Consider the following 18,891-nt stretch of genomic DNA (forward strand, 5'->3'; position numbering starts at 1 on the left):
GTAGCGTAGGCGCAAAACAGGCGTGAATACCACCCACATTACTGCGAAATGCCCAATCACGCAGGATTAGAGCCATCGGGTTTACATCAGCGCCATGTCCGTTAGGGTGCGCGACTTTGTACACTCGAACCCAATTGGAGATCCCATGACCGAGGTAAAAAGCGGCGATACCGTGCGCATCCACTACACTGGCAAGCTGACAGACGGAAGCGTCTTTGACAGCTCCGAGGGGCGGGAGCCGCTGGAATTCACCGTCGGTTCAGGCCAGGTCATTGAAGGTATGGACGCAGGCCTGATGGGTATGACCGTCGGCGAAAAGAAGACATTGAATATCCCGGCAGAGCAGGCCTATGGCCCAAGCCACGACGAAGCACGCCAGACCATCCCGCGTGAGGGTATTCCTGCAGAAATCCCGCTGGAAATCGGGACCCAGCTTCAGATGCAGGCGCCGACCGGTGAAGTTCTTCCCGTGACTGTCGTCGAAGTGACCGAGGCAACCGTTACCCTTGACGCCAACCACCCGCTGGCAGGCAAGGAACTGATCTTTGACATCGAGCTGGTCTCGGTCAACTGATCCCGGCTTGAGGCGGCGCGGGCTTGCGTCGCCTCACCAAACCAAGTCTTCTGCGCTGTATCGGATAGCAGCAGGAGAGCCCCCGCCATGTCAGACCGTTCAGCGCAATTGATCGACCGGCTGGGACTGCAAACTCCCATTTTTCAGGCGCCGATGGCAGGTGTCAGCACCCCGCAGATGGCGGCTGCCGTGACCAACGCAGGTGGGTTGGGCGCCATCGGAATTGGCGCAGCCAATGTGGAGGTGGCTCAGGCCATGATCGCAAAGACCCGCGCGGCAACAGACGGGCCTTTCAATGTCAACGTGTTTTGCCATCGCCCCGCAGTACCCTCTCCTGAAAGGGAGGCGGAATGGCTTGCTCGGATGGCGCCATTGTTTGCCCGCTTCGGCGCTGAACCGCCCCGCGATCTTCGCGAGATCTACACGAGTTTTGCGGCTGATGGCGCCATGCAGGATATGCTGTGTGCGCAGCGGCCCGACGTTGTGAGTTTTCATTTTGGCCTGCCGGATCAGGGGGTGATTGAGCGGATGAAGTCGCTGGGGATCGTTCTGTTGGCCACAGCAACCTCATTGCCTGAGGCGCAGAGGGTCGCAGAAAGCGGCATTGATGGCATCGTGGCCCAGGGCTGGCAGGCTGGGGGTCATCGCGGCGTGTTTGATCCTGATGTGCTGGACGAGCGACTGTCGACCCTCGATTTGGTCCGACAGATTGTTGATGAACTGGATGTGCCGGTGATCGCCGCAGGTGGCATCATGACCGGTGCCGATATTGCCGAGGCATTGGGCGCGGGCGCTGCTGCAGCCCAGCTTGGCACGGCATTCATCGCCTGTCCGGAAAGCAGTGCAGACGCTAGTTATCGCGCGGCTCTGCTCAACGGTGGCGGTGCAACTGAAATGACCGCCGTCATATCTGGCCGACCTGCGCGTTGCCTTGCAAATTCCTTCACTGCGTGGGGGCAGGAACAGCCGCCCTTGGCTGTGCCGGACTATCCAATCGCTTATGATGCGGGCAAGGCGTTGAACGAGGCTGCCAAAGCGGCAGGAGAGACCGGATTCGGAGCGCAATGGGCCGGGCAGGGGGCAACGCGGGCACGTGCCATGTCGGCTGGAGAGTTGATGCAGCTGCTGAGCCGGGAGTTGGCAGAGGCCGCCGCCTAGTCTGTCGCAAGCGGCACATCCGAAACGAAGACGGCCGCAGGATTCAGTGAATCCCACGGCCGCAGTGTCAGTTTTACAGCTGGCTTAGCTCAGCCTTTGTATTTGCTCAGCACCATCGAGCCATTGGTGCCACCAAAGCCAAAGCTGTTCGTCATGACGCTATCGAGGCCCGCATTTTCCACCAAGTTGGTCGCAACTTCAGAGGGCTCGATGCCATCTGCGAGTGTTTCGACGTTGATCGACGGTGCGATGAAGTCGTTGTCCAGCATCAGCAGGCAGAAGATCGCTTCCAGCGCGCCAGCAGCGCCCTGGGCATGGCCTGTCATCGACTTGGTTGAGGAAATGGGAGGCACGTTGCCTGCGCCAAAGACGCGGCGGGCGGCTTCGACCTCTCCCACGTCACCAACCGGTGTCGAGGTGCCGTGTGCGTTGATGTAATCCACCTTGCGGCCTTCCGGCAGGGACTGGAGCGCGAGACGCATGGCGCGTTCGCCACCTTCGCCCGAGGGCGCAACCATATCATGACCGTCAGAGGTTGCCGCAAAGCCGGTGACTTCGGCGTAGATCTTGGCGCCGCGGGCCAGTGCATGTTCCAGATCTTCTAGCACCACGATGCCGCCACCACCGGAAATCACGAAACCATCGCGGTCCTGATCAAATGCGCGGGAGGCCTTTTCGGGGGTGTCATTGTACTTTGACGACATTGCGCCCATCGCGTCGAACAGGCAGGACAGCGTCCAGTCCAGTTCCTCGCCACCGCCGGCAAACATCACGTCCTGCTTGCCCATCATGATCTGCTCAGCCGCATTGCCAATGCAGTGCAGAGAGGTCGAGCAGGCCGATGTGATGGAGTAGTTGATGCCTTTGATCTTGAACGCTGTCGCCAGGTTGGCCGAGATCGTGGAGGACATGCATTTCGGCACTGCAAACGGCCCGATCCGCTTGGTCGCACCGGTTTTCAGAACGGTCTGATGCGCCGTCAGCATTGCAGAAGTGGACGGGCCACCGGAGCCTGCAACAAGACCTGTGCGCTCGTTGACGATCTGGTCTTCGCTCAAGCCGGAATCTGCAATCGCCTGGCTCATTGCGATATGGGCATAGGCCGCGCCTGCGCCCATGAAACGCAGGGTGCGCTTGTCGACATGTTCGCTGACATCCAGTTTCAGCGTCCCGGCAATCTGGCTGCGGAAACCGTGTTCAGCCATTTCAGGGCTGGCTTCGATACCGGATTTCCCGGCTTTAAGCGAGGCAAGGACCTCTTCGGCATTGTTGCCGATCGAGGAGACAATACCCAGACCGGTGACGACGACGCGACGCATGTTGCGTACTCCTATTTCTAGTTCAGGTGCCGATAGAGCGGAGGATCAGCTCTCGGACAGGGCGACCTTCATATCTTTGACCTGATAGATCACTTCACCGTCCGCTTCGACGATGCCATCTGCCACGCCCATGGTCAGGCGGCGGGTTTGGATGGCCTTGGTGAAATCGACCTTGTAGGTCAGCATCTTGCGATCCGGGCGAACCATGCCGGTGAGTTTGACTTCACCCACACCAAGGGCGTAGCCACGCCCCTGCCAGCCGCGCCAGCCCAAGTTGAAACCGGTCAGCTGCCACAAACCATCTAGGCCAAGGCAGCCAGGCATGATCGGGTTGCCGGGGAAGTGGCAGTCAAAGAACCACAGGTCGGGCGTGATGTCGAACTCGGCCATGATGTGGCCTTTGCCGTGGGCGCCGCCATCTGCGGAGACCTCGGTGATGCGGTCCATCATCAGCATCGGCGGAGCAGGCAGCTGTGCGTTGCCGGGGCCAAAAAGCTCGCCTCGTGCACATTTCAGCAAATCGTCTTTGTCAAAGCTGCTGGGGTAATCGGCCATGCTGGCGCTTCTCCTGCCTGTGGTGTCATCATTTATCTGGCCCCCTGTAGCACCCGCGCCAAGTGTCCTGCAAGAGTTCCGGGCATTGTGTGAGCGCGTCGGTTTGTGCTGTTGCGTTTTGGTAAAGGTGCTGTGACAGGCTGGCGCAGCAATGCGATCGCGTGGAAATTGAATTGAATGCAGGCGCCGACTCTGGCTATATATGCGGTCAGCAACGCCAAGCAGGACTCGCTTCATGACGCCAACAAGCGCAGATATTGCAACTGACTGGCTGGTTTCGGCCGGTCTGCGCCCGACCCGACAGCGGGTCGCGCTGGCAGAGCTGCTGGTCGGGGATGGCAAGCACCGCCATGTCACCGCCGAGAGCCTGTTTGACGCAGCCAAGGACAAGGGTGCGGCTGTGTCGCTCGCCACGGTCTACAACACCCTGCGTGCGTTTTGCGAGGCAGGCGTGCTGCAGGAGATTACGGTGGACGGCTCCAAGAGCTATTTTGACACCAACACGCATGACCATCCGCATTTCTTCTGGGAAGAAGACGGGCGGCTGTCCGACGCGCCCTCTGATCAGCTGGTGATCCAGCGCCTGCCTGCCGCACCTGATGGGGTGGAAATCGCGTCGGTTGACGTGGTGATCCGCCTGCGCAAGGTCTAGGTCACCACCGATTTCAAGATGCCCTGCGCCTGCGCAAGCAGGCTGTTGGCGCTTGGCTTTGCATGGCTGATCAGGACGATGGGTTCTTCTGCGGTGACGTCTGAAATCGGGACCGCGGCCAGCTGCTTGCCGTCATATGACCTACTTCCGGGAGGGTGGCTGTAGGTGATGCCGACCCCTTCACCGTTGGCAGCAAGGCTGCATAGGAGTTCGACTGATGCCGCCCGATGTGCGATGCGGGGCAGGCTCGCAACGGATTTGAACAGCGCCAGCATATGGCGAACAGACAGCCCCTCGTCAGACAGAATCAACGGATGACCCGCCAGCTCTCTCAGCGTAACTGCCTGCTGGCGTGCGAGCGGATGGGTTTGCGGAACCAGTGCACGGGGGGCTCTGCGCGACAGCTCTTGTCTGGCGAAACTGCCGTCAACGCCAAGATCATAGCTGATCGCAATATCCACATCACCGCCGGTCAGCGCTGCAATCAAGGGTTCGAAATCATCGACGCGGTATCGGATGGCCACTTCCGGTAGTGCGCTCCGCAATGCTTTCAGTGCCGGGGCCAGCACAAATGGGGCCAGATCACTGAAACATCCGATCGTTAGTTTCTGGCCTAACGTATCTTCATCGCTCTGACCTTCGAGGCGGGCTGCCTGGTCGAGTAATGCCTGAGCCTGTTCAGCAAAGATCCGACCCTGTGGCGTCAGCACAACCGCCGCCCCCTTGCGGCGCAGGAACAGGGCCTGGCCGAGGTGCTCCTCTACCCGCGCAAGGGCATTGGATAGCGCCGGCTGGCTGACATGAGCCGCTGCCGCAGCTGCAGAGAGGCTACCATGCTGGGCGATTGCGCAGACATATTCGTAGTGGCGGAGGGTTAGGTATAACATCAGGCTATTGCTCGCATTCTTAGATATTATTTGAGCATTCGCCGTGGCTGAGCGCAAGATCCTCTGGAACGGGTCTGCCATATCATGGAACCCCGAAGATTTGAGACCAAGGACAGCGCGATGCCCCATCCCCTCATTACCCAAGACCACATCGACCAATTTCAGCGCGATGGTGTGACCCTGATCCGTGGGCTTTTTGCCGATCAGGTTGAGCTGCTGCGCGATGGAGTTGAGGCCAATATGGCTGAACCAGGCCCCTATGCGTCAAACAATGAAAAGAAGGGGCAGACCGGCCGGTTCTTTGATGATTATTGCAACTGGACCCGCATTTCGCAGTTTGAACAGGCCATCAACGACTCGCCCGTGGCCGAGGTTGCGGCTGATTTGATGCAGTCAAAGCGCGTGCAGATGTTCCATGATCATGTCCTGGTCAAAGAGCCGGGAACCTCTATGCCCACGCCCTGGCACCAGGATGGACCCTATTATTTCGTCGAAGGGCAGCAGACCATCAGCTTCTGGTCGCCACTGGATCAGGTGAAAGAGGCATCGCTGCGCTGCGTGGCGGGTTCGCACCTTTGGGAAAAGGAAGTCCTGCCGACCCGCTGGGTGTCGGAGGAAGGGTTCTTTCCGGATGAGGGGCAATACATGCCCGTTCCGGATCCGGACGCAGAGGGTATGACGGTTCTGGAATGGGAGATGGAGCCCGGTGATGCGGTCGCTTTCAACTACCGGACGCTTCATGGTGCGCGTGGCAACACGAGTGACACGCGCCGCCGCGCGTTTTCGTTGCGCCTGGTAGGAGACGACGCACGATATATCGAGCGTCCGGGCCGTACCTCTCCGCCCTATCCGGGCCATGACATGACACCGGGCCAGGTTCTGCGCGAAGACTGGTTCCCGGTCCTGCTGCAGCGGTGATCTAACTCGGTCTGAGCGGCTCTTGCGGCTCAGACCCAGCTGGCTGGGTCAGAACCACTGGCCCGGTTCAATCAGACCAAGATCCAGAAGTTGCCGCGCCTGCCAGTCAAATGGGGTGGAGTTGTGCCAGTAGAAGCTGTCGATCTCAAAGGCCGAGCCCGGGTTGCGTTTCAAAGCCTTGGCAGTTCTGAAAGAGCAGACAGCAGCTGTCAGATTGTGATGCCAGGGGCAGGCGTAGGTGTTGTATTCCGGTTCATTGAAACGGTGATCCTCAAGCAGCCGCAGGCCGGGGCGGGCCCTGAAGAGCGAGATGCGGTCAATCTTGCGACTGACCTTCGGGATATGCTCTTCGTAGCGCCAACGCACACCCCCGAAGAAATCCAATTGCCGCTCTAGTGGATGCCCGGTTTCCGGATCGAGCCGTGCCTGCGCGTAGTACCCCGATTTATCAAGATGCGCGTCCTCCAGGGACACTCCGTTCGGGTAGGCCTCTAAATTCGCTGCGTATAGGTCGATTACGTAGGTCAGCATTGCGGCACGGCGCTCTTCGGCGTGGAACGTCAGCATTTCGCCGACACTGCGGGTCTCGCTGAAGGGGTAGAACAAATATTCGGCGTTGTAGCAGTAGTAGAGCCAACATCCGGGTGCCGCGACATCGATCACCCGATTGATCGCGTCGAATACCGCTTCGCGCCTGCTGCAATCAAACGGTACACGATGGATCCGACTTTCGACGTCATAAGGCAGATCAAAGGCATCAGGCACAAAGGCGACGACCTCGGCAAAACCACAATCGAGATGGTGGCGCAGTGTTGTGGTCATCTCCACCCGGTCTTCGATGAAGATCATGGCAACAGGCCCGGAAGCCAGGATCTCTGTTCCCTGACTTAAGAACTCTCCGAGTGAGGAATGCATCATCTGCGACTGCCCATTTTTGAGTGCCAGCTTCCGTGTCTGGCGATTGCTGTTAAATTCGGGTAATCGGGCTGGCATTGCAAGCAGAGCCGTTTCCGGCTATGCCACGCCGCTGTTGCGACCCCTCCGGTGAAAAGGTTGTCCCCATGAGCGCTCCGAAGAAGCTGTTTATCAAGACCTATGGCTGTCAGATGAATGTCTATGACAGTGAACGCATGGCCGAAGCGCTGGGCGGTGAAGGTTACGTTGAAACCAAATCGCCCGACGATGCGGACATGATCCTCCTGAACACATGTCATATCCGGGAGAAGGCAGCGGAGAAGGTCTATTCCGAGCTGGGCCGCTTCAAGGGGCTGAAGGCCGACAAGCCGGACCTCAAGATCGGTGTTGCGGGCTGTGTTGCCCAGGCCGAGGGGGAAGAGATCATGCGCCGCCAGCCGCTGGTCGATCTGGTTGTCGGCCCGCAAAGCTATCACCGCCTGCCGGAGATGGAAGCCAAGGCACGAACCGGGGAAAAGGTGCTGGACACCGACTTCCCCGAAGAAGACAAATTCGAGAAACTGAAAAACCGTCCCAAGGCCAAGCGCGGCCCAACGGCGTTTCTGACGGTGCAGGAAGGCTGCGACAAGTTCTGCGCCTTCTGCGTGGTGCCCTATACCCGCGGAGCCGAGGTCAGCCGCCCGGCAGACCGCATCCTGCGCGAAGCACGCGATCTGGTAGAGCGCGGCGTGCGCGAGATCACTCTGTTGGGGCAGAACGTGAATGCCTACCACGGCGCCGGTCCGAACGGTGACATGACCCTGGCGCAATTGATCTGGGAGCTGGACAAGGTTGACGGGTTGGAGCGTATTCGTTTCACCACCTCGCACCCCAACGACATGCAGGACGACCTGATCGAGGCGCATGGCACCTGCGCCAAGCTGATGCCCTATCTGCACCTGCCGGTGCAGGCGGGGTCTGACAAGATCCTCAAACGGATGAACCGCGCACATACGGCGGAAAGCTATATCCGCCTGATCGAGCGTATCCGTGCCGCGCGTCCCGATATCCTGATCTCGGGGGACTTCATCGTCGGCTTCCCGGAAGAGACCGAAGAGGACTTCCAAGCCACAATGGACCTGGTGGAAGAGGTTAAGTACGGCACCGCCTATTCCTTCAAATACTCAACCCGCCCCGGCACACCGGCTGCAGAGCGCGCACAGGTTGATCCTGCGGCGGCGGACGACCGTCTGCAGCGGCTGCAGGCTTTGCTGACCCAACAGCAGCGTGAAGTTCAGGACAGCATGGTCGGCCGCGAAGTTGGCGTTCTGTTTGAAAAAGCTGGCCGCCTGCCTGGTCAGATGGTCGGCAAGTCCGACTATCTCCACGCCGTTCACGTTGCGGATTGTGATCGCAACATCGGTGATCTGGCGCGTGTACGTATTGTCTCCTCTGGGCCAAACTCTCTCGCAGGTGAACTGATCGGCTGATCTGCGCCGTTGCTGTCATGCCAGACTGGCGCGGCTCTCCTGTGGGATCCGCGTTTCAGTCGGCTGCAAATCTGGGCCGCGGTTAAGCATTTGATTGCAATTGCAGGCCCATACCTGCGATTATTGGTCAAAATCGGAGTTTTACGCCGGGGATGCCCCGGCCACGATGGGCTCTGCAGATCGGCGAGGGGAGCAGGTTTTTCGATGTTGAATGTTAAGCGTGTCATCGGTGGTGCGGCAATCGCGGCCACGATGTGTGCGGGTGGTGTAGCCTCGGCGCAGGACGGTGGCTTTGGCGGTCCGGGCCAGCGATATGTGCCGACGATCTGGGTTGACCCTGATGGCTGTGAGCATTGGGTGATGGACGACGGAGCCGAAGGGTTCATGACCCCTCATGTGACCCGTGATGGCAAACCGGTCTGCCGTCGTGGCAACATCTGCGGCGTAATGCCAAGCGATCAGTTTTTTGCCACCAACAAGCACCGCATCAGCGCAGCAGGACAGAAACGCCTTCAGGAGTTCTTTCAGTCCGCCAACGCCAGCGCATTCATCATCACCGGGCATACCGACAGTCGTGCGTCTGACGAATACAATATGCGCCTGTCGCAGCGTCGCGCCAATGCAGTGGCAGAGGTCGGCGAATCCGTCGGCGCCCGGATCCTGGAGGCGCGAGGCTACGGCGAGCGCGACCCGCGTGTGCCAAACGACTCTGCATCCAACATGGCGCAAAACCGCCGTGTCGAAATCATCTGCCTGCGCTGAGGGATCTGATCATGAAATTGGCCAAAACACTTCTGGTGCTGTCGGTGGCAGCTGGTCTTGGGGCTTGCGGGGAGAAGGTCGACAAAACGGTTGACCGAGGCTTTGACAGCAAGGACCTGTCGCAATTGAAAGCGGGTATCTGGGTTGATCCAACAGGATGCGATCACTGGATTATTGACGATGGGGTCGAGGGCTACCTGTCACAGCGCCTGGGGCCTGATGGCCGTCCGGTCTGTTCTGGGGTGGCGCCTCCGAATACGGCTGTTGGACCGTTCAAGTCGGGTTCCAGTTTTGAAGATGTGATCTGACGCTCGGTGTCAAACACTGCATGAAGAGTGGACAGGCCGCCCCCAAATGGGCGGCCTATTTGTTTCAGTCGCGTGAAATTGCGCGGCTCGTGCTTGCGCCTGCGCTGCGGGAAAGGCACACTGAAACTGCAACGTCAAAGACAGGAGACGGGATTGGCCATTGGCACTTTGACCCCTTCGCAAGAGCAGGGCAGCTCACATGAGGCACTGCTTGAATTCCCTGACAATCGGCTGCTGATCGATCTTTGTGGAGAATATGATCGCAACCTCGCCTCGATCGAGCAGGCGCTGGGGGTCCAGATCGTCCGACGTGGCAATCAATTGTCTGTTTTGGGAGAAGATGGCGCGCGGGAACAGGCCGCAGCGGTGCTGGCCGCGCTTTATGATCGACTGGAAACAGGTCGCAGCGTAGAGGCGGGGGATATCGACCGCGAATTGCGAATGGGACAAGAAGAACCGGCCGAACCCGGCAGTCAGCTGGAGATGTTCCGCGGTGGCAAGGTCGAGATCAAGACCCGCAAGAAATTGGTCGAGCCGCGCACCGACGCCCAGAAAGCCTATGTGCAGTCGCTGTTCGAACACGAACTGGCCTTTGGTATCGGCCCGGCGGGCACCGGGAAAACCTATCTTGCCGTCGCGGTCGGGGTGAGCATGTTCATCACTGGCCACGTCGACAAGATCATCCTGTCCCGCCCGGCTGTCGAAGCTGGCGAAAAACTCGGCTATCTGCCCGGCGACATGAAGGACAAGGTCGATCCTTATATGCAGCCCCTCTATGATGCGTTGAACGATTTCCTGCCGGGAAAACAGCTCGCGAAGCTGCTCGAGGAAAAACAGATCGAGATTGCGCCGCTTGCCTTTATGCGGGGACGTACTCTCTCTAACGCGTTTGTCGTGCTGGACGAGGCGCAAAATGCCACGACCATGCAGATGAAGATGTTCCTGACCCGTCTGGGTGAGGGCTCACGCATGGTGATCACAGGCGACCGTAGCCAGGTCGATCTGCCACGTGGGGTGTCTTCGGGCCTTGCGGATGCAGAGCGCCTTTTGAAATCCATCCCCAAAATCAGCTTCAACTACTTCACGGCCCGCGACGTTGTGCGCCACCCGCTTGTGGCGGCCATCATCGAGGCCTATGAGGCGGATGAAAAACCTGCCTGACACCTAGGGCAAAACACGAAATTGCAATTGATCCGGGGCGCCCTTGCTTGGCAATGGGCGCTTTGGTTCGGAAAAGGCGGCTATGGGCCTCGACATTTCTATCGAAGAAGATCGCTGGCGAGAGGCGGATCTGGAACCTCTTGTCATCGAGGCAACCGAGGCGGTGCTGTCCCATTTCCAACTTGACCCTGAGGCGTGCGAAATTTCGGTGCTGGCCTGTGATGACACTCGGATCGCCGTCTTGAACGAGGATTTCCGCCAAAAGGCAAAGCCGACCAATGTGCTCAGCTGGCCTGCCGAAGAGCTCGCGGCAGAGGAGCCGGGTGGCACACCGATGGCTCCTGAGGCTGATTTTACAGGTGAAATTCCCTTGGGCGATATTGCGATTGCCTATGAAACCTGCGCGCGCGAAGCGCAGGAGGCGGGCAAACCGCTGGCCGACCACCTGCGCCATTTGATCGTTCACGGATTGTTGCATCTTCTCGGCTATGATCACATTCGTGACCCGGATGCCACTTTGATGGAAGGTCTTGAGGTCGAGATACTTGGCAAGATGGGTATCGATGACCCATATACTGTAGAGGACAGCCCGAATTACGGGCGTATCGGATAGGAAAGATGGGCGACATAGACGGCAGTTCTAACGCAGCGCATGGCGCGCTGGAGAACGGGAGCAGCGCTGGCGATAGTGCGGTTGCGGCTCAATCAACAGGGCTTTTGGGGCGTATTTTCGGCTCTTTTGGCTCCGCAGACTCTGAGGAAGAAGTGGCCGTGGTCCCGGATGCCAACGGCACAGCGCAACCTCATGGCATGATCAATCTGCGTCGTCTGCGTGTCGAGGATGTGGCCATCCCGGCGGCGGAAATCGTGGCGGTGTCTGCCTCTACCCCCAAAGATGAGCTGGTGCAGATCTTCCGGGAAAGCGGCTTTACGCGCATTCCCGTTTATGAGGGCACGCTGGACACGCCAATTGGTTTCGTCCACCTCAAGGACTTTGCGCTGATGCATGGCTTCAACTGCGAAGAGTCCGATTTCTCGCTACAGGGGATGGTGCGGCCGCTTTTGTTTGTGCCCCCATCCATGACGATTGGCGTTCTGCTGACCAAAATGCAGGCGGAACGGCGGCATATGGCGCTGGTCATTGACGAATACGGCGGTGTGGATGGCCTTTTGACCATTGAGGATCTGATTGAACAGGTCGTCGGTGAGATCGAGGATGAACACGATGCGGGCGAAGACCAGATGTGGTTTCGCGAAAAAGAGGGGTGCTATATCGCCCAAGCCCGCGCCCCTCTGGAAGAGTTTGAAACAGAAATCGGCCGGTCCCTGACCAATCACGATGATGTGGATGGAGAGGAAATCGACTCGCTTGGCGGATTGGTATTCATGCTGTCTGGTCGTGTTCCTGTGCGGGGTGAGGTGATCCAGCATCCCGATGGCCCAGAGTTCGAAGTGATGGACGCCGACCCACGCCGGATCAAACGGTTGCGGGTACGTCTTCCCGGCCAGAGTTGATGGCAAAGGCCCTCCGCCTTGCCGATCGTGGCGGGGCCGCTGCCCGATTGATCGGCGCCTGTACATCGGGCGCCGCACTGGCGCTTGCGCTTGCGCCCTTCCATTTCATTTGGCTTGCACCGCTTTGCCTTGGCTTGATCGGCAGGCAGGCATTGTCGCTTGAGGGGTGGAAACAAGGGGCTTTCTACGGCTGGCTCTTGGGGACGTCCTATTTCGCTGTCGCGATGGTGTGGATCTACGAACCGTTTCAGATTGATGCGGAACGTTACGCCTGGATGGCACCTTTTGCGGTTGTCGGTCTGGCGGCTGGTTTGGCGTTGTTTTGGGCCGCTGCCTTTGCCGTCGCCACCAAATGGGGCAGGGGGGCTGCGCGGATCCTTGTCCTGATTGCGGCCCTGTCGCTGGCGGAGTTTGGACGTGCCTATCTGCTGACGGGGTTGCCATGGGCGGCGTTTGCGCAGTTCTGGATTGATACGCCAGTTGCGCAGATGTTGCCATTGATCGGTCCTCAAGGGGTCGCAGTGTTGACCCTGATTGCGTTTATCCCTTTGGGGCTTTTGTCCTTGCGTCCGGTTTGGGCGGTGCTGCCACTGGCCGTAGCGGCACTTTGTGTCGCGCTGGTTCCGTCGCCTCCGCCTGTGGAGATGACAGACAAGATCATCCGTTTGGTGCAGCCCAATGCCCCGCAGGATGAAAAATGGCACCCTGATTTGCGTTGGTCTTTTGTGCAGCGCCAGGTCGAATACACAAGCGCGCCCGGTGATGTTGATCTTATTGTTTGGCCCGAAACGGCTGTGCCGCTGATGCTGCATTACGCGGAAGATGTGCTGACCCAGATCTCTGCTGCCGCGGGCCAGACGCCGCTATTCCTTGGCATCCAGCGCCGTGAGGCGGGCCAGTATTTCAACTCGGCCATTTTGCTGGAAGAGGGGGGCGCGCCAAGCCAGATCTATGACAAGGCGCATCTGGTGCCATTTGGAGAGTATGTCCCTGCCGGAAATCTGATGGCGCGGTTTGGCATTCACGGCTTTGCCTCGCAGGCAGGGGCGGGTTATGCAGCCGGGCCGGGGCCGCAGGTGATTGACCTGCCGATCGGCAAGGCGTTGCCCCTGATCTGCTATGAAGCCGTGTTCCCGCAGGATGTAAACGCCGCGCCGGAAAGAGCGGATGTTCTGATACAGATCACCAACGACGCATGGTTCGGGACATATTCTGGCCCCTTTCAGCATCTCGTACAGGCCCGGATGCGGGCGCTTGAGCAGGGGTTGCCTATGATCCGGGTCGCCAATACCGGGATATCCGCGATGATTGATCCCTACGGTCGGATCGTTGATTCCCTGCCTCTTGGCGTGGCTGGATATATTGACGTGGCCCTTCCAGCACCGCTGGCCCCCACACTCTATGCGCGTACAGGCGATATCTGGGTGTTTCTCTTCTGCATTCTTCTATGTGTGGGGGGGATGGCTTTTTCGCAGAGTATTGCACGCAGGTCATAGCTCGTTAAGCATAGCGGATTATAGATTGACGAGTCCTGCCGGTCCGCGTAGTGCGGTCCGATTACTGCCACAACGGCTTCCTGGCGTGGCAGGCTGAACCCCCAACGGAGCACCACTTTCATGACACGACCCAACTACACTTTCACTTCGGAATCTGTTTCCGAGGGCCACCCCGATAAGGTCTGTGACCGTATCTCGGATGCTGTTCTTGACGCCTTTCTGAGCGAAGAGCCCGAGGCCCGCGTTGCTGCGGAGACCTTTGCCACGACCAATCGTGTGGTCATTGGTGGTGAAGTGGGCCTGTCCGATCAGGAAAAACTGCAGGACTACATGGGCCGCATCGACGAGATCGCCCGCGCCTGCATCAAGGATATCGGCTACGAGCAGGACAAGTTTCACCACGAGACGGTTGAGATCACCAACCTGCTGCACGAACAATCCGCCCACATCGCCCAGGGTGTGGACGCGGCTGAAGACAAAGACGAAGGCGCTGGCGACCAAGGTATCATGTTTGGTTTTGCAACCAACGAAACCTCGGCTCTGATGCCTGCACCGATCCAGTACAGCCACGCAATTCTGCGCCGCCTTGCCGAAGTGCGCAAGAATGGCACCGAACCTGCGCTTGGTCCGGATGCGAAATCGCAGCTGTCCGTTGTCTATGAAAACGGCAAGCCGGTTCGCGTCAGCTCTCTGGTGCTGTCGACGCAGCATCTGGACGAGACGCTGACCTCAAACGACATTCGCGCCATTGTCGAGCCCTACATCCGTGAAACCCTGCCTAATGGCTGGCTGACCGATGAAACCGTCTGGCACGTGAACCCAACTGGCAAGTTCGTAATCGGCGGCCCGGATGGGGACGCAGGTCTGACAGGCCGCAAGATCATCGTTGACACCTACGGTGGCGCAGCGCCTCACGGTGGCGGGGCGTTCTCTGGCAAAGATCCGACCAAGGTTGACCGCTCAGCTGCATACGCTGCGCGTTATCTTGCAAAGAACGTGGTCGCTGCAGGCCTGGCCGATAAATGCACCATCCAGCTGTCTTACGCGATTGGCGTGGCAAAGCCGCTGTCGATCTACGCTGACACCCACGGAACCGGTGACGTTCCTGCCGACAAGATCGAGGCAGCAATTGATCGGATCATGGATCTGACCCCGCGCGGCATCCGCTCTCACCTTGGTCTGAACAAGCCGATCTATCAGCGCACCGCAGCCTATGGCCACTTTGGCCGCGAACCTGACGCCGATGGTGGTTTCAGCTGGGAACGCACCGATCTCGTCGATGCGCTGGCAAAAGCGATCTGATCCTATCTGGACGACATGATCTGAAAAGGGCGGGAGATTTCCTGCCCTTTTTTCATTTTCAGCCCCTCTGAAAGTCATTGGTAATGCGGTGTCATTACTGGCAAGGTGCTTGCGAACTTAAAATGGACGTAGCCCGTGTCACTCTCGTTTGGCGTCAAATCTTCTCTAACTCTTGCGACAGTGCTGTGCTGCAGTATCGCGATGGGCGCACAAGCGAGAGACACCTTGCCGCCGAAATTCAAGGTGGACGGCCAGACTTTGATCTATGACACCGAGGAGCCGGAAGAAAACACCGGCAAGGATGGTGCAAGAGCTGAAATCTGGGAGATAACCGAAGACGACATCGAACCCTTTCGCGATATACTCGCGGCCAATCCTGCCATCGATCGCCTGCAGCTGAACAGCGGTGGTGGCAGTGTCTATGCGGGCGAGACGATTGCCGAAATCGTTCTTGAACACGGGTTGGATACCTGGGTCGTCGGAGAGTGCATCAGCGCCTGCGTTGATATCTTTCTTGCGGGCGAGGGGCGGCAGATGACGCTAGGCTCTCAGATCGGGTTCCATCAGCGAGATTGGGCGCCAAAGGCAGTCCAGGGCTATTACCGGCGCTGGCGCAAGGACGAAGACTGGGCGACACCGTTTGAGTTTGGCTCTTGGATCTATCGTGATACCCAGGCAGAGGTGTTTCTGCATCTGGACTACATGCTGGATCGCGGTGTTGACCCGGAGTTTGCGATCGAAACACTGAAGACACCGCCACATGATATCTGGTTTCCAACTCGGCTGAGGTTGATTGCGGCAGGTGTCCTGCGCGAAGGCGGCTAACGGCTAAAGCCATCACAGCTGCGTTGCGGGCAATCGGAAGGGTGCTTGGTGGCTTGACCCAACGCTGTGGTTCAGGCAGATGGGCGGCCAGATTTTTCACAGCTCTACAGGAAACGCATCTGATGTCTGATGACAACAAACCCAACCCGGCGCCGACTGGGGACACCCGGCCCAACGCGGTTGATAAACATCAGAGCGGTGCGCCCTGGCGCAACTTTTATGGCCGCCTCAAGGGCAAGCAGCTCAAGGACAGCCAGCAGCGCTATCTTGACGAAGATCTTGCCGCGCTTAGCCCGGGGGCTGTGGGCTGGGATGAAAATCCCGATCGCACGCTGCTTGATCTGGACAGCCTGTTCGGTGGCCGTGACGTCTGGCTTGAGGTCGGCTTTGGCGGTGGTGAGCATTTGGTTCATCAGGCGGTTTCGAACCCCGATGTCGGGATCATCGGCGCAGAACCCTACATCAACGGTGTTGCCATGCTTCTGGGCAAAATCCGCAGGGCGGGGGCCGATAACATCCGGGTGCATCCGGGTGATGCGCGTGACCTGATGGACGTGCTGCCGGAACAGTCGATCTCTCGTGCTTTTCTGCTCTACCCCGACCCTTGGCCAAAAGCACGACACCACCGCCGCCGTTTTGTGACCCAAGAACACCTGGCACCTTTGGCGAAATGCCTGAAGTCCGGCGCCATTTTCCGTGTGGCAACTGACATTCCTGACTATGTCCGCCAAACCATGGAAGAAGTGCCGCAAGCGGGGTTCGAATGGCTTGCAGAGGGGCCGGATGATTGGCGCAACGCATGGGGCGATTGGATCTCCACGCGCTACGAGCAAAAGGCGCTGCGCGAGGGACGGACCCCGCATTACATGACCTTCCGCCGTCTGTAATTTCCCATCTGCCGTCACATTTTCCCGCTCGGAGCTCATGCTCGTGGGCCCATGTGGCAGCAAAACACGCTGGACCGACCCGAACCGATTGGGTAGGTCCAGATGTGAACGCTAGCATTGAAAGGTTCCTCATGTCCGGACACGGCACGCCACTCCCGATGACATCCCACCGCGCGAACCCCCTGAAAGGGGTTGCCGAGGTTCCGGGCGACAAGTCCATTTCGCACCGCTCCATCATTCTGGGTGCGCTGGCTGTTGGCGAAACCAAGATCACGGGCCTGCTGGAAGGCGAAGATGTGCTCGACACCGCCAAGGCGATGCGCGCAATGGGCGCCGAGGTGACAAAGCATGACGACGGCAGCTGGTCTGTTCACGGCGTGGGCGTTGGCGGTCTGGCGGAGCCTGATCAGGTGATCGACTGCGGCAATTCGGGCACCGGCGTTCGCCTCATCATGGGGGTGATGGCCACGTCTGCAATCACCGCGACCTTCACCGGGGATGCAAGCCTCAATAAACGGCCGATGGCGCGTGTTACCGATCCGCTGGCCCTGTTTGGCACCAAATCCGTGGGCCGTTCCGGGGGGCGTTTGCCGATGACCATCGTGGGCGCGGCAGAGCCGACACCTGTGCGCTACACGGTTCCGGTGCCCTCGGCTCAGGTGAAATCTGCGGTTCTGCTTGCGGGTCTCAACGCGCCCGGGAAAACCGTTGTGATTGAGAAAGAAGCCACGCGTGACCATTCAGAGCGGATGCTGGCTGGCTTTGGTGCCGAAATCACGGTTGAGGACACAGACGAAGGCCGGGTCATTACGCTGACTGGACAGCCCGAGCTGCAGGCGCAGGTCATTGCGGTGCCCCGCGATCCGTCCAGCGCGGCTTTCCCGGTCTGTGCAGCGCTGATCACGCCGGGGTCTGATGTGCTGGTGCCAGGTATCGGGCTGAACCCGACCCGCGCCGGTCTGTTCTACACTCTGCAGGATATGGGTGCGGATCTGACCTTTGAAAACATGCGCGAGGAAGGCGGCGAGCCGGTCGCCGATCTGCGCGCGAAATTCTCCCCCAACATGAAGGGGATCGAAGTCCCGCCGGAACGTGCAGCTTCGATGATTGATGAATATCCCGTTCTGTCTGTTGTGGCCTCCTTTGCGAGCGGCAAGACCATGATGGCAGGCGTTAAGGAACTGCGCGTCAAGGAAAGCGACCGCATTGACGCGATGGCGCGTGGCCTGCGCGCAAATGGCGTGATGGTCGAAGAGGGTGACGATTGGTGGGCCGTAACCGGCATGGGCGCTGATGGTGTCCCGGGTGGCGGCACTTGCGAAAGCTTCCTTGATCACCGCATCGCAATGTCTTTCATGGTGATGGGTATGGGGGCGCAAAACCCGGTGACTGTGGACGACAGCACCCCGATCGCCACGTCTTTCCCGATCTTCACGCCGCTGATGACCGACCTTGGCGCCCGGCTTGAGACCTCATCATGAGCTTCACGGTCGCAGTCGACGGGCCGGCAGCCGCAGGTAAGGGCACGATTTCCCGTGCTGTAGCCGCGCATTTCGGTTTTGCCCATCTCGATACAGGCCTTCTTTATCGTGCTGTTGGCGCTCGGATGCTGGCAGGGGAAAAACCAATCGCTGCGGCTGAGGCGCTGTTGCCAGAAGATCTGGAGCGGCCAGAGTTGCGCACCGCGGAGGTGGCTCAGGCGGCCTCCAAGGTTGCGGTCATTGCCGAAGTGCGTGCAGCGCTTGTTGATTTCCAAAGAGCATTTGCGCGTCGGGCTGGCGGCGCGGTTCTTGATGGCCGCGATATCGGAACGGTGATCTGCCCACGCGCGCAAGCCAAGCTCTTTGTCACCGCAAGTGCAGAAGTCCGCGCCACGCGGCGTCTGAAGGAGCTGCTGGCGGCCGGTCATCCGACAACGCTGGCCGAGGTTCTGGAGGATGTGAAGGCCCGCGATGCACGGGACATGAACCGTTCCGAAGCGCCGCTGAAACCCGCGCAGGACGCTGTGCAGATCGACACCAGTACGCTGAGTATCGAAGAGGCCGTTGAAATGGCCATCGCAGCGATCGAGGCGCGACGTTAGGGTCGTATCGTCCATTCTGCGGCTTGGGATCATCATTTTGGCGTAAATTCCCCACGCAATCGAGGTACTACCTGCGACCTTTGGGCCAGTTATCGCCTTGTTTGT

At 59.1% G+C, this 18,891-nt stretch carries 20 protein-coding genes and 1 riboswitch; of the genes, 16 read left to right on the plus strand and 4 right to left on the minus strand.

Annotated features, from left to right (window positions below; all coding sequences use genetic code 11):
• Positions 1 to 145: 145 nt before the first annotated feature.
• Entirely contained in the window at positions 146 to 574 is a 429-nt protein-coding gene (locus KUV39_RS05610) for an FKBP-type peptidyl-prolyl cis-trans isomerase (RefSeq protein WP_008560837.1), read from the plus strand.
• Between the two features lie 87 nt (positions 575 to 661).
• The gene (locus tag KUV39_RS05615) at positions 662 to 1,732 is read left to right on the plus strand and encodes an NAD(P)H-dependent flavin oxidoreductase (protein WP_222459190.1); all 1,071 of its coding nucleotides are present in this window, start codon (positions 662 to 664) and stop codon (positions 1,730 to 1,732) included.
• Positions 1,733 to 1,821: 89 nt separating this feature from the next.
• Here KUV39_RS05615 and fabB read toward each other — a convergent pair whose 3' ends face one another.
• Positions 1,822 to 3,051 carry a beta-ketoacyl-ACP synthase I gene (gene fabB, locus KUV39_RS05620; RefSeq protein ID WP_050672881.1) on the minus strand — a complete coding sequence of 410 codons (1,230 nt, stop codon included), beginning with the start codon at positions 3,049 to 3,051 and terminating at the stop codon, positions 1,822 to 1,824.
• Positions 3,052 to 3,096: 45 nt separating this feature from the next.
• A complete protein-coding gene (fabA, locus tag KUV39_RS05625; protein WP_008560391.1) occupies positions 3,097 to 3,606 on the minus strand; it encodes a bifunctional 3-hydroxydecanoyl-ACP dehydratase/trans-2-decenoyl-ACP isomerase in 510 nt (169 codons plus the stop codon).
• 235 nt (positions 3,607 to 3,841) lie between these two features.
• On the opposite strand from fabA, the gene irrA reads away from it, so the two are divergent.
• Positions 3,842 to 4,258 (plus strand): iron response transcriptional regulator IrrA, encoded by a 417-nt coding sequence (gene irrA / locus KUV39_RS05630; protein WP_008561569.1) that lies wholly within the window; start codon positions 3,842 to 3,844, stop codon positions 4,256 to 4,258.
• Here the strand turns inward: irrA and KUV39_RS05635 are convergent.
• Complete coding sequence (locus tag KUV39_RS05635) at positions 4,255 to 5,145, minus strand: LysR family transcriptional regulator (protein WP_222459191.1); 891 nt, start codon at positions 5,143 to 5,145, stop codon at positions 4,255 to 4,257. The genes irrA and KUV39_RS05635 overlap by 4 nt on opposite strands.
• Positions 5,146 to 5,265: 120 nt before the next feature.
• On the opposite strand from KUV39_RS05635, the gene KUV39_RS05640 reads away from it, so the two are divergent.
• Positions 5,266 to 6,063, plus strand: a complete 798-nt coding sequence (locus KUV39_RS05640; RefSeq protein WP_222459192.1) for a phytanoyl-CoA dioxygenase family protein — start codon at positions 5,266 to 5,268, stop codon at positions 6,061 to 6,063.
• A gap of 48 nt (positions 6,064 to 6,111) precedes the next feature.
• Here the strand turns inward: KUV39_RS05640 and KUV39_RS05645 are convergent, their stop codons facing one another.
• Positions 6,112 to 6,981, minus strand: a complete 870-nt coding sequence (locus KUV39_RS05645) for a glycosyltransferase family protein (protein WP_222459193.1) — start codon at positions 6,979 to 6,981, stop codon at positions 6,112 to 6,114.
• A 143-nt stretch (positions 6,982 to 7,124) separates the two neighbouring features.
• Here KUV39_RS05645 and miaB point away from each other — a divergent pair, with 143 nt between their 5' ends.
• The 12 genes from miaB to cmk all read left to right on the plus strand — a co-directional run bounded on the left by miaB (position 7,125) and on the right by cmk (position 18,786).
• The gene (miaB, locus tag KUV39_RS05650; RefSeq protein WP_008558785.1) at positions 7,125 to 8,447 is read left to right on the plus strand and encodes a tRNA (N6-isopentenyl adenosine(37)-C2)-methylthiotransferase MiaB; all 1,323 of its coding nucleotides are present in this window, start codon (positions 7,125 to 7,127) and stop codon (positions 8,445 to 8,447) included.
• Between the two features lie 252 nt (positions 8,448 to 8,699).
• On the plus strand, positions 8,700 to 9,209 hold the full coding sequence (locus tag KUV39_RS05655) for an OmpA family protein (protein WP_224833934.1): 510 nt from the start codon (positions 8,700 to 8,702) through the stop codon (positions 9,207 to 9,209).
• 11 nt (positions 9,210 to 9,220) lie between these two features.
• The gene (locus tag KUV39_RS05660; protein WP_008563165.1) at positions 9,221 to 9,517 is read left to right on the plus strand and encodes a hypothetical protein; all 297 of its coding nucleotides are present in this window, start codon (positions 9,221 to 9,223) and stop codon (positions 9,515 to 9,517) included.
• 153 nt (positions 9,518 to 9,670) lie between these two features.
• On the plus strand, positions 9,671 to 10,678 hold the full coding sequence (locus KUV39_RS05665; protein ID WP_008560944.1) for a PhoH family protein: 1,008 nt from the start codon (positions 9,671 to 9,673) through the stop codon (positions 10,676 to 10,678).
• An 82-nt stretch (positions 10,679 to 10,760) separates the two neighbouring features.
• Entirely contained in the window at positions 10,761 to 11,291 is a 531-nt protein-coding gene (ybeY, locus tag KUV39_RS05670) for an rRNA maturation RNase YbeY (protein WP_222459194.1), read from the plus strand.
• A gap of 5 nt (positions 11,292 to 11,296) precedes the next feature.
• Complete coding sequence (locus KUV39_RS05675; protein ID WP_046210667.1) at positions 11,297 to 12,193, plus strand: hemolysin family protein; 897 nt, start codon at positions 11,297 to 11,299, stop codon at positions 12,191 to 12,193.
• A complete protein-coding gene (gene lnt, locus KUV39_RS05680; RefSeq protein WP_222459195.1) occupies positions 12,193 to 13,689 on the plus strand; it encodes an apolipoprotein N-acyltransferase in 1,497 nt (498 codons plus the stop codon). Before KUV39_RS05675 ends, lnt begins: the two co-directional genes overlap by 1 nt.
• A 61-nt stretch (positions 13,690 to 13,750) precedes the next feature.
• Positions 13,751 to 13,801, plus strand: a riboswitch (SAM-SAH riboswitch).
• 8 nt (positions 13,802 to 13,809) lie between these two features.
• Positions 13,810 to 14,991, plus strand: a complete 1,182-nt coding sequence (gene metK, locus KUV39_RS05685) for a methionine adenosyltransferase (RefSeq protein WP_222459196.1) — start codon at positions 13,810 to 13,812, stop codon at positions 14,989 to 14,991.
• A gap of 201 nt (positions 14,992 to 15,192) precedes the next feature.
• Entirely contained in the window at positions 15,193 to 15,816 is a 624-nt protein-coding gene (locus KUV39_RS05690) for a COG3904 family protein (protein ID WP_046210668.1), read from the plus strand.
• 122 nt (positions 15,817 to 15,938) lie between these two features.
• Positions 15,939 to 16,703 (plus strand): tRNA (guanine(46)-N(7))-methyltransferase TrmB, encoded by a 765-nt coding sequence (gene trmB / locus KUV39_RS05695; protein ID WP_222459197.1) that lies wholly within the window; start codon positions 15,939 to 15,941, stop codon positions 16,701 to 16,703.
• Between the two features lie 131 nt (positions 16,704 to 16,834).
• Complete coding sequence (aroA, locus tag KUV39_RS05700) at positions 16,835 to 18,184, plus strand: 3-phosphoshikimate 1-carboxyvinyltransferase (RefSeq protein ID WP_222459198.1); 1,350 nt, start codon at positions 16,835 to 16,837, stop codon at positions 18,182 to 18,184.
• A complete protein-coding gene (gene cmk, locus KUV39_RS05705) occupies positions 18,181 to 18,786 on the plus strand; it encodes a (d)CMP kinase (protein ID WP_008562671.1) in 606 nt (201 codons plus the stop codon). The genes aroA and cmk overlap by 4 nt, the downstream gene beginning before the upstream one ends.
• The last annotated feature ends 105 nt before the right edge of the window (positions 18,787 to 18,891 follow it).

It is taken from the genome of Phaeobacter italicus, assembly GCF_019801785.1.
Classification (GTDB): Bacteria; Pseudomonadota; Alphaproteobacteria; order Rhodobacterales; family Rhodobacteraceae; genus Phaeobacter; species Phaeobacter italicus.

What these genes read in the sequence shown, in the direction of transcription:
- KUV39_RS05615 (WP_222459190.1), top strand. Translation starts at nt 662, where the DNA reads ATGTCAGACCGTTCAGCGCAATTGATCGACCGGCTGGGACTGCAAACT.
- lnt (WP_222459195.1), top strand. Translation starts at nt 12,193, where the DNA reads ATGGCAAAGGCCCTCCGCCTTGCCGATCGTGGCGGGGCCGCTGCCCGA.
- fabA (WP_008560391.1), bottom strand. Translation starts at nt 3,606, where the DNA reads ATGGCCGATTACCCCAGCAGCTTTGACAAAGACGATTTGCTGAAATGT.
- KUV39_RS05655 (WP_224833934.1), top strand. Translation starts at nt 8,700, where the DNA reads ATGTGTGCGGGTGGTGTAGCCTCGGCGCAGGACGGTGGCTTTGGCGGT.
- KUV39_RS05635 (WP_222459191.1), bottom strand. Translation starts at nt 5,145, where the DNA reads ATGTTATACCTAACCCTCCGCCACTACGAATATGTCTGCGCAATCGCC.
- KUV39_RS05690 (WP_046210668.1), top strand. Translation starts at nt 15,193, where the DNA reads ATGGGCGCACAAGCGAGAGACACCTTGCCGCCGAAATTCAAGGTGGAC.
- fabB (WP_050672881.1), bottom strand. Translation starts at nt 3,051, where the DNA reads ATGCGTCGCGTCGTCGTCACCGGTCTGGGTATTGTCTCCTCGATCGGC.
- KUV39_RS05675 (WP_046210667.1), top strand. Translation starts at nt 11,297, where the DNA reads ATGGGCGACATAGACGGCAGTTCTAACGCAGCGCATGGCGCGCTGGAG.
- irrA (WP_008561569.1), top strand. Translation starts at nt 3,842, where the DNA reads ATGACGCCAACAAGCGCAGATATTGCAACTGACTGGCTGGTTTCGGCC.
- KUV39_RS05640 (WP_222459192.1), top strand. Translation starts at nt 5,266, where the DNA reads ATGCCCCATCCCCTCATTACCCAAGACCACATCGACCAATTTCAGCGC.
- cmk (WP_008562671.1), top strand. Translation starts at nt 18,181, where the DNA reads ATGAGCTTCACGGTCGCAGTCGACGGGCCGGCAGCCGCAGGTAAGGGC.
- aroA (WP_222459198.1), top strand. Translation starts at nt 16,835, where the DNA reads ATGTCCGGACACGGCACGCCACTCCCGATGACATCCCACCGCGCGAAC.
- trmB (WP_222459197.1), top strand. Translation starts at nt 15,939, where the DNA reads ATGTCTGATGACAACAAACCCAACCCGGCGCCGACTGGGGACACCCGG.
- miaB (WP_008558785.1), top strand. Translation starts at nt 7,125, where the DNA reads ATGAGCGCTCCGAAGAAGCTGTTTATCAAGACCTATGGCTGTCAGATG.
- ybeY (WP_222459194.1), top strand. Translation starts at nt 10,761, where the DNA reads ATGGGCCTCGACATTTCTATCGAAGAAGATCGCTGGCGAGAGGCGGAT.
- metK (WP_222459196.1), top strand. Translation starts at nt 13,810, where the DNA reads ATGACACGACCCAACTACACTTTCACTTCGGAATCTGTTTCCGAGGGC.
- KUV39_RS05660 (WP_008563165.1), top strand. Translation starts at nt 9,221, where the DNA reads ATGAAATTGGCCAAAACACTTCTGGTGCTGTCGGTGGCAGCTGGTCTT.
- KUV39_RS05645 (WP_222459193.1), bottom strand. Translation starts at nt 6,981, where the DNA reads ATGATGCATTCCTCACTCGGAGAGTTCTTAAGTCAGGGAACAGAGATC.
- KUV39_RS05610 (WP_008560837.1), top strand. Translation starts at nt 146, where the DNA reads ATGACCGAGGTAAAAAGCGGCGATACCGTGCGCATCCACTACACTGGC.